The sequence below is a fragment of the Nonomuraea sp. B19D2 genome (assembly GCF_040137845.1).
Lineage (GTDB): Bacteria > Actinomycetota > Actinomycetes > Streptosporangiales > Streptosporangiaceae > Nonomuraea.
This window is the reverse complement of sequence record NZ_JBEFAK010000169.1, coordinates 1-467: the sequence shown is the minus strand read 5'-3', so window position 1 is coordinate 467 and position 467 is coordinate 1. Positions and strand designations below refer to the sequence as shown.

The 467-nt window shown below is 70.0% G+C and carries 1 protein-coding gene; it reads left to right on the top strand.

Annotated features, from left to right (window positions below):
• On the top strand, window positions 1–266 hold a 266-nt coding region (locus ABN273_RS59315), incomplete at its 5' end, for a LysR substrate-binding domain-containing protein (RefSeq protein WP_349458613.1).
• Window positions 267–467 lie beyond the last annotated feature (201 nt).

Sequence of the window (467 nt, the reverse complement as noted above, 5' to 3'; positions counted from 1 at the left end):
TCGGCGGAGCCGACCTGCGCATCATCAGAACCGCCGACAGCGTGCACACCATCGCCGCTCATGTCGCCGCGGGAACGGGCATCGGCATCACCGTCGAATCCGCACTCGACCACCACCCACCCGGCCTTCGCGTCATCCCCCTCACCGGTCCTTCGACCACCGCCGACCAGCTGGTGCTTACTCCCACCGAGCCGTCGGACGCCGCCATGGCGATGCGCGACCTGCTGCTGCACGCCTCGGCAGCGGCGACCGCCACCGATCACTGAGCTCACGGGAGACCGCCCCACGGTAGAAAGCCCACCCGCGAACAGCCGCAGACGCAAACAACCAGCTCAGCCAGTGTCGGGTAGCGGCGGCACGTTGCCGTGCCGCCGCCCCCTCAGAACCGGGCGAGCGGGCTTTCCCCGCACCACGGCTCAAGCAAGCCCCGAGGGCTCGGCGGGTGAGAATGTGGCCGGTCTCCTGCG